Here is a 7,957-nt window from a genome sequence, read left to right on the forward strand (position 1 = left end):
ATGCCCGCGCGCTTCACGCGGTCGTTCGCGGAGCGGCTGGACGGGCTGGGCGGGCTGCGGGTGACGGAGGCCGTGGACGGCGACGTCGTCCGCGCGGACCACGTGTACCTGGCCCCCGGCGACTGGCACATGCGCGTGGTCCGCGACGGCGCCGACGTGCGCATCGCGCTGGACCAGTCGCCCACGCTGTGGGGCGTGCGCCCCGCGGCGGACCACCTGTTCGCCAGCGTGGCGGAGGTCTACGGCGCGCGCTCCGTGGGCGTGGTGCTGACGGGGATGGGCAAGGACGGCGCGGAGGGGCTGCGGCGGATGGTGGACGCCGGCGGCTACGGCATCGCGCAGGACAAGGCCTCGTCCGTCATCTACGGCATGCCCGCCGCGGCCGCCAGGACGGCGGACGCCGTGATGCCCCTGGACCACATCCACACGGGGATCGAGCGCGGGGTGGACCTGCGCGCGTCCTCGCCGACTTCCCACGCCGCGAGCGATGCCTGACGCCGACGCGCCCGCCGCCGGGCTGGACTTTCGCGCCCTGCTGGACCGCGGCGAGGGCGCGCGGGCCGTGGCGTTCCGCCTGGGCGGCGAGCTGCACGGCTGCGACATCCGCCTCGTGGAGGAGGTGGTGACGAAGCGCGCCGTGCATCCCCTGCCGGACGTGCCGCCGCACCTGCTGGGCGTGCTGCTGCTGCGGGGCGAGATGGTGCCCGTGATGGACGTGGCGCCCGCCCTGGGGCTGTCGCTGGACGCGGCCGTGCCGTCCATCCTTGTCATCGGGCTGGGCGACGCGCGGCTGGGCGTGGCGGCCGAGGCCGTGCACGAGGTGCTGGAGGTGCCCGCGGACGCCATCCGTCCCGCGCCCCACACCGGCGGGGACCGCGACGCGTACGTGCTGGGCGTGGCCCGGCTGAAGATTGGACTGGTGAACCTGATCGACCTCGCGGAGATCCTTCGCGAGCGCACCACCCTGGACCGCGGGGACCCATCGTGAGGAACGTTCGTCAGGCGGCCGTGCCGCAGGTGCAGCTCGTCACCTTCAAGGTGGGGGGCGAGGAGTTCGGGCTGGACGTGTTCACGGTGCACGAGATCCTGCGCTGGCAGGGCGTCACGCCCGTGCCCCGCGCGCCGGCCTTCGTGGAGGGCGTGCTGGACGTGCGCGGCGCCGTGGTGCCCGTCATCGACCTGCGCCGCCGCTTCGAGGTGCGCGACTTTGCGTACAACGAGGAGACGCGCATCGTCCTCGTGGAGTTCGGCGGGGAGCGCCTGGGCCTCGTCGTCGACAGCGTGACGGAGGTGCTGCGCGCGCCCGAGACGGCCATCAGCGCGCCGCCGGCGTACATCAAGGGGCTGGCGGCGGAGTTCGTCCGCGGCATCGTGCGGCTGGAGGGGCGGCTGGTGATCCTCCTCGACCTGGACCGCATCCTGAGCAGCGAGGAGCGCATCGCCCTGGAGGACGCGGAGCTGGTGCCCGCGTCCGCGGAGCCCGGCGCCGGCGAATGACCGCGCAGGAGCTGCTGGACGCGCTGGAGGCGCGCTTCTCGGCCATCGACGCCCGCCTGGACACGGCCGGCGCCGGCGACCGCGAGGCCCTGCGCGGCGACATCGTGGGCTTTTTTCGCGAGACGGAGGCGGCCATCGACGGGCTCACGGCCCTCAAGGAGCGCATCCGCGGGCTCGTGGAGCGCTACAAGGCCCTCCCCGCGCCGGCGCCCGCCGCGCCCCGCGGGCAGACCATGGTGGCGGACCACATCGGCAGCAGCACGTACGTGGAGCGGGGGTGGAGCGCCATCGCCTCGGGAGATGCCAAGCGGGCGGTGAAGGAGCTGGAGCGCGCCCTGGAGCTGGCCCCCAACGACCCGCAGACGGAAAGCCTGCTGGGGTGGGCGCAGATGCTGCGCGAGCAGTACGACGACGCGCTCATGACCTACTACAAGGTGCTCATGAAGGACCCCAACAACCCGCTGGCGCGGGTGAACCTGGGGTACATCTGCCTCAAGAAGGGCATCTTTGGCGAGGCCATTGAGCACCTCAGCAAGGCCATCCGGCAGGAAAGCGACCGCAAGGCGCAGATGTACGCGCACCTCTACATGGGCCTGGTGTATCTGGAGCGCGAGATGTACGACGACGCGCGCGCCTTCTTTGGGCGCACGCTGGAGCTTGCGCCCAACATGCTGGAGGCCTGGTGGGAGACGGGACGCGCGTTCTACCTGGAAGGCCGCACGGAACAGGCGGCGGAGGCGTGGCGGACGGGGTTCCAGGCCAACCGCTTCAACCTGTGGGGCGAGCGCTGCGGCAAGGCGCTCGCGCAGCTCGAGGCCGGCCAGCCGGTCTCCTTCGGCGCCTGACGGGCGCCGCGTTCGCTCGCGACGTCTCCTTGTTCGGTTCGCAGGCAGGCGCGGATGATGGATTGAGCGCCAACTGACACGTCGAAAGCCAAGCAGCCAGAGCTCCGGTGCCGATACAAAGGCGCCGGGGCTCTCGTATTTCCGCCACCGTCGAACGGCCGCTCTCGTTGATCCCGCTACGAGACACCCCGTCCCGATTGGGTCAGGTACGATCGCGCGTTTCGACGGGTTCTCTCAATTTTTTGCCTCCTCAGCAGCCACGGACTACCAGTTGCCGCTGTGGACGCCGCCGCAGTATTATACGTTTCTTACACCTCCGGGCCGCACCCCCGCCGTGCCGCATCCGTGAGTCGCAAGCCGCTCCGCACACCCCGCCCTGAAAGCCTGGGCCCTACGTTTCCATGTTCGAGCAGACCTTCAAGAACATCGACGACGTCCTGTGGAAGGAAGCAGGATGTTCGTCCGAGCTGGACTATACGGAGCAGACGTCGTGGCTGCTCTTTCTGAAGTACCTCGACGATCTCGAACGCGAGCGGGCCATGGAGGCCGAGCTGGTGGGCCGGTCGTACGAGTACGTCATCGACGAGCCGCACCGGTGGTCCTCTTGGGCGGCGCCCCGCGCGGCGGACGGACAGCTGGACAAGGACCGCGCGCTCACGGGCGACGACCTGATCGCGTACGTGAACAACGACCTGTTCCCGTACTTGGAGGGCTTTCGGCGCCGGGCTCCGAGCGCGGAAACCCTCGAGTACAAGATCGGCGAGATCTTTGGCGAGATCCGCAACAAGTTCCGCAGCGGATACAGCCTGCGCGACGCGCTGGACCTGGTGGACACGCTACGCTTCGGCACGCAGAAGGAGAAGCACGAGCTTTCGCAGCTGTACGAAGGCAAGATCCAGCGGATGGGCAACGCCGGGCGCAACGGTGGCGAGTACTACACGCCGCGTCCGCTCATCCGCGCCATGATCCGGGTGGTAAAGCCCGTCATTGGCGAGCGCGTTTATGACGGCGCAGTGGGCTCGGCGGGGTTCCCGTGCGAGACGTACGACTACCTGCGCAAGGATGACCTCACGACGAATCAGCTCGACACGCTGAAGAACCGTACGTTTTACGGCAAGGAAAAGAAGTCGCTGGCGTACGTCATTGCGATCATGAACATGATCCTGCATGGCATCGATACGCCCAACATCCAGCACGTCAACACGCTGGCGATAAACCTGGCGGATATCGAGGAAAAGGATCGTTACGAGGTCATTCTCGCCAATCCGCCGTTCGGCGGAAAGGAGCGCCCGGAGATCCAGCAGAATTTCCCGATCAAGACGGGTGAGACGGCGTTCCTCTTTCTGCAGCACTTCATCAAGTCGCTCAAGGCCGGCGGGCGGGCGGCCATCGTCATCAAGAACACGTTTCTCTCCAACTCCGACAACGCGTCGCGCGCGCTTCGCGAGGAGCTGCTGACCAGCTGCAATCTGCACACGATTCTCGACTGCCCCAGCGGCACATTCCAGGGCGCGGGCGTGAAGACCGTCGTGCTCTTCTTTGAGAAGGGCGCGCCTACGCGGAAGATCTGGTACTACCAGCTTACTCCAGGCCGAAATCTCGGTAAAACGAACGCGCTCAATGATGACGATCTCGAGGAGTTCGTCACGTTGCAAGCATCGTTTGCACCTTCCGAGCGGTCGTGGACGGTGAAGATGGAAGACGTGGACCGGATGAGCTTCGATCTCTCGGTGCGCAATCCGAACGCATCCGAGAAAGTTCTGCTGCGCGATCCTCGCGAAATCCTGAGTGAGATTGCGGCACTGGATGCGGAAAGTGTGATGATATTGTCCGGAATTCGGGAGCTTGTTTGATGACGTGGAATCTCAGGCGCTTAGGCGAAGTATGCGAGCTCGTTGGAGGTGGAACGCCAACCAGTTCGAACAAGGAATTCTATTCCGGAACAATTCCTTGGGCTACAGTCCGCGACATGAATTCGGAACGCCTTTCCCAAACCGAGCGGGCCATTACGGAAGAGGCAGTACGTAATAGTTCGACGAATGTGATCCCTAGTGGGAATGTGATCTTCGCCACTCGCGTTGGATTAGGAAAGGTGTGTGTATTGGATCAAGATACCGCGATAAATCAAGACATCCGCGCGGCTATTCCGAAGCAGCCTTCCGCTCTCAACGAATTGTATCTCTTCCGATGGCTACAAAGTATCGCCCCACTTCTGAAACGGAGCGGTACTGGCGCCACAGTGCAAGGGGTTGGTATGCCATTCTTGAAGTCTCTTCTACTCCCCGTACCAACCTTGGCCGAGCAGAAGCAGATTGTCGCTATTCTTGATGAGGTGTTTACTGGGATCAACACGGTGGTAGCGAACACCCAGAGGAGTCTGGATAACGCGCGCGAGTTGTTCATTAGTCACTTAGACAGCACCTTCCGTCGCGATGTAGCAGGATGGATTACGGGAAGAGTTGAAGATCACACCGATTTCATAGATTATCGGGGTAGGACTCCGGAGAAAGCAGCAAGCGGCGTGCGACTTATTACCGCTAAGAACGTAAAGATGGGCTTTCTCCAAGCGACTCCTGAGGAATATGTGGATCCCGCAACCTACAAAAAATGGATGACAAGAGGTATTCCCAGAGTTGGTGACATAATTTTCACTACCGAAGCTCCTTTGGGAAACGTCGCTCAATTGGATACAGACGAACGAGTCGTTTTTGCCCAGAGAATCATCATCATGAGCCCGGATCGCAATACTCTTGATCCGGAGTTTCTGAAATTCATGCTGTTGTCTCGCGCGCTTCAGGAAAAAATCCATGCCGAAGCTACTGGTGCCACTGCTCAAGGGATCAAAGCGAGCCGGTTGAAGAAATTGTTCATCAGCTTTCCATCCTCTATATCGGAACAACACGCGATCGTCGAGACTTTAAGGTCTATGGAAGCAGAGTCATCCGCACTTGAAACTGCTTATCGATCTAAACTCGCCGCACTCACGGAACTCAAGCACTCCGTCCTGCAGAAGGCGTTCACGGGCGAGCTGACCGCCAAGGCGGCCGAGCGGGAGCTCGCCTCGGTATGAACGAGGCCGAGACGCGAGCCGAGCTGATCGACCCCGCGATTCGCGACGCCGGCTGGGGCGTCGTGGACGCGAGCCGCGTTCGGCGCGAAGTCGGGATCACGGCGGGACAGCTGATCGGCGGCGGACGGCGCGGCACCAGGGACATCGCGGACTACGTGCTGACGTACCGCGACCACAAGCTGGGCGTCATCGAGGCCAAGAAGCGCGACGCGCACCCCACCGAGGGGCTGGGCCAGGCCAAGCGCTACGCCGACATGCTGGGCGCGCGCTTCGCCTTTTCCACCAATGGCGTGCGCATCTACCGCGTCGACATGGAGACCGGGGCCGAGGGATATGTCGATACGTATCCCTCGCCACAAGAAATGTGGAGCGACACGTTCACCCAGCCCAACCTGTGGCGCGAGCGCTTTGCCGACGTGGCGTTCGAGGACCGCGGCGGCGCGTGGGAGGGGCGCTACTACCAGCACAAGGCCATCGACGCCGTGCTGGAGGCGATCGCGGCGGGCGAAGACCGCATCCTGCTCACCATGGCCACGGGCACGGGCAAGACGTTCGTGGCGTTCCAGATCGCCTGGAAGCTGTTCAAAGGCCGGTGGAACCTGGGCCGCCAGCCCACGCGGCAGCCCCGCATCCTGTTCCTGGCGGACCGCAACATCCTGGCGGACCAGGCCTACAACGCGTTCTCCGCGTTTCCGGAAGACGCCCTGGCGCGCATCACCCCCGCCGAGATCCGCAAGAAGAAAGCGGTGCCCAGGAACGCCAGCGTCTTTTTCACCATCTTTCAGACCTTCATGTCGGGCACGGACGCCGCGGGAAACCCGGCGCCCAGCTTTGGCGCGTATCCGCGCGACTTCTTCGACTTCATCGTCATCGACGAGTGCCACCGCGGCGGGGCCGACGACGAAAGCACGTGGCGCGGCATCCTGGACTACTTCGAGCCCGCCGTGCAGCTGGGCCTGACGGCCACCCCCCGGCGCACGGACAACGCGGACACGTACGCCTACTTTGGCGAGCCCGTCTATACGTACTCGCTCAAGGAAGGCATCAACGACGGCTTTCTCACGCCCTTCAAGGTCCGGCAGATCTCCACCACGCTCGACGAGTACGTCTACACCTCCGACGACCACCTCGTGGAGGGAGAGCTGGAGGAGGGCCGGCGCTACGTGGAGAAGGACTTCAACCGGATCATCGAGATCAAGGAGAGGGAGGGCTATCGGGTTCGCCTCTTCATGGAGCTGATCGACCAGCGGCAAAAGACGCTCGTCTTTTGCGCCACGCAGGACCACGCGCTCGCCGTGCGCGATCTCGTCAACCAGATAAAGGCGAGCAGGGATCCCAACTACTGCGTGCGTGTCACCGCAAACGACGGCAAGGAGGGCGAGCGCCAGCTGCGGCTGTTCCAGGACAACGAGAAGACCATCCCCACCGTCCTCACCACTTCGCAGAAGCTGTCGACGGGGGTGGATGCGCGGAACGTGCGCAACATCGTGCTCATGCGGCCCATCAACTCCATGATCGAGTTCAAGCAGATCATCGGCCGCGGAACGCGCCTGTTCGAGGGCAAGGACCACTTCACCATCTACGACTTCGTCAAGGCGTATCAGCACTTCAACGATCCCGAGTGGGACGGCGAGCCCGCCGAGCCGGAGGTAGTGGTGCGCGGCCCCGTGCGCGATCAGCCGGTGGCCGAGGAAGAATCGAGAGATCCCCGGGATGGAGGCCCGCGGCGGCCCACGCGGGTGAAGATCCGGCTTGCGGATGGCAAGGAGCGGACGATCCAGCACATGGTCGCCACGTCCTTCTGGAGCCCGGACGGCAGGCCCATCTCCGCCGCTGAGTTCATCGAGCGGCTGTACGGCGACCTGCCGGCCCTGTTCCAGGACGAGGCGGAGCTCCGACGCATCTGGGGCCGCCCCGACACGCGCCGCGCCTTGATGGACGGGCTGGCCGAGAAGGGCTACCGCGAGGAGGAGCTGAAGAGTGTCGCCGCCATCATCGACGCCGAGGACAGCGACCTGTACGACGTGCTCGCGTATGTCCGCTTCGCCTCCGCGCCCATCACGCGCCGCGAGCGCGTGGCGACGCACCGCGCGCTGATCTTTTCGCGCTACACGGAGCAGCAGCGCGCCTTCCTGGATTTCGTGCTCGACCAGTACGTCCGCGAAGGGGTGGGGGAGCTGGACAAGGCCAAGCTCCCCCAGCTGATCGCGCTGAAGTACCATGCGTTGCGCGACGCAGTCGCGGAGCTGGGGCAGCCTGGGGAGATCTCGGCCCTGTTCGACGACTTCCAGCCGCACCTCTACGAGCCCGCCGCCGCGTAAAGCGTACGGGAGTCGCGCAGACCCTCGCCCATGGAGCGCTGCCCCTCTCGCGCTTCCTCGGTCCACGTTGCTTCGGATCGCGCACCTCTGCGGAGGCGCGGTGTATCTGGGCGTCACGACCGATGCGCGCGCCGTTGCCTGGCGCGCGCGGAGCTGGCGCCCAACGCGGGGGGAGGTTTGGGAGACGGGACGCGCGTTCTACCTGGAAGGCCGCACGGAACAGG

The 7,957-nt window shown here is 64.8% G+C and carries 7 protein-coding genes; all 7 read left to right on the forward strand.

Translation table 11 applies throughout. From position 1 onward, the window contains the following. The coding region (locus tag VFZ20_RS32405) for a CheB methylesterase domain-containing protein (RefSeq protein WP_329688125.1) at positions 1 to 495 on the forward strand (495 nt) is incomplete at its 5' end. Next, entirely contained in the window at positions 488 to 988 is a 501-nt protein-coding gene (locus tag VFZ20_RS32410; protein ID WP_329688126.1) for a chemotaxis protein CheW, read from the forward strand. The genes VFZ20_RS32405 and VFZ20_RS32410, both read left to right, overlap by 8 nt. Then, entirely contained in the window at positions 985 to 1,497 is a 513-nt protein-coding gene (locus VFZ20_RS32415; RefSeq protein ID WP_329688127.1) for a chemotaxis protein CheW, read from the forward strand. Before VFZ20_RS32410 ends, VFZ20_RS32415 begins: the two co-directional genes overlap by 4 nt. Beyond that, positions 1,494 to 2,342 carry a tetratricopeptide repeat protein gene (locus tag VFZ20_RS32420; RefSeq protein ID WP_329688128.1) on the forward strand — a complete coding sequence of 283 codons (849 nt, stop codon included), beginning with the start codon at positions 1,494 to 1,496 and terminating at the stop codon, positions 2,340 to 2,342. Before VFZ20_RS32415 ends, VFZ20_RS32420 begins: the two co-directional genes overlap by 4 nt. Before the next feature lie 401 nt (positions 2,343 to 2,743). Beyond that, positions 2,744 to 4,195, forward strand: a complete 1,452-nt coding sequence (locus VFZ20_RS32425) for an N-6 DNA methylase (RefSeq protein ID WP_329688129.1) — start codon at positions 2,744 to 2,746, stop codon at positions 4,193 to 4,195. After that, positions 4,195 to 5,412 carry a restriction endonuclease subunit S gene (locus VFZ20_RS32430; RefSeq protein ID WP_329688130.1) on the forward strand — a complete coding sequence of 406 codons (1,218 nt, stop codon included), beginning with the start codon at positions 4,195 to 4,197 and terminating at the stop codon, positions 5,410 to 5,412. Before VFZ20_RS32425 ends, VFZ20_RS32430 begins: the two co-directional genes overlap by 1 nt. Beyond that, positions 5,409 to 7,733 (forward strand): EcoAI/FtnUII family type I restriction enzme subunit R, encoded by a 2,325-nt coding sequence (gene hsdR, locus VFZ20_RS32435; protein ID WP_329688131.1) that lies wholly within the window; start codon positions 5,409 to 5,411, stop codon positions 7,731 to 7,733. The genes VFZ20_RS32430 and hsdR overlap by 4 nt, the downstream gene beginning before the upstream one ends. Positions 7,734 to 7,957: the final 224 nt, after the last annotated feature.

This window comes from Longimicrobium sp. (assembly GCF_036280135.1).
Lineage (GTDB): Bacteria > Gemmatimonadota > Gemmatimonadetes > Longimicrobiales > Longimicrobiaceae > Longimicrobium.

Excerpts from the sequence above, each read along its gene's own strand:
- VFZ20_RS32410 (WP_329688126.1), top strand. The coding sequence starts at position 488 with ATGCCTGACGCCGACGCGCCCGCCGCCGGGCTGGACTTTCGCGCCCTG.
- VFZ20_RS32420 (WP_329688128.1), top strand. The coding sequence starts at position 1,494 with ATGACCGCGCAGGAGCTGCTGGACGCGCTGGAGGCGCGCTTCTCGGCC.
- VFZ20_RS32425 (WP_329688129.1), top strand. The coding sequence starts at position 2,744 with ATGTTCGAGCAGACCTTCAAGAACATCGACGACGTCCTGTGGAAGGAA.
- VFZ20_RS32430 (WP_329688130.1), top strand. The coding sequence starts at position 4,195 with ATGACGTGGAATCTCAGGCGCTTAGGCGAAGTATGCGAGCTCGTTGGA.
- hsdR (WP_329688131.1), top strand. The coding sequence starts at position 5,409 with ATGAACGAGGCCGAGACGCGAGCCGAGCTGATCGACCCCGCGATTCGC.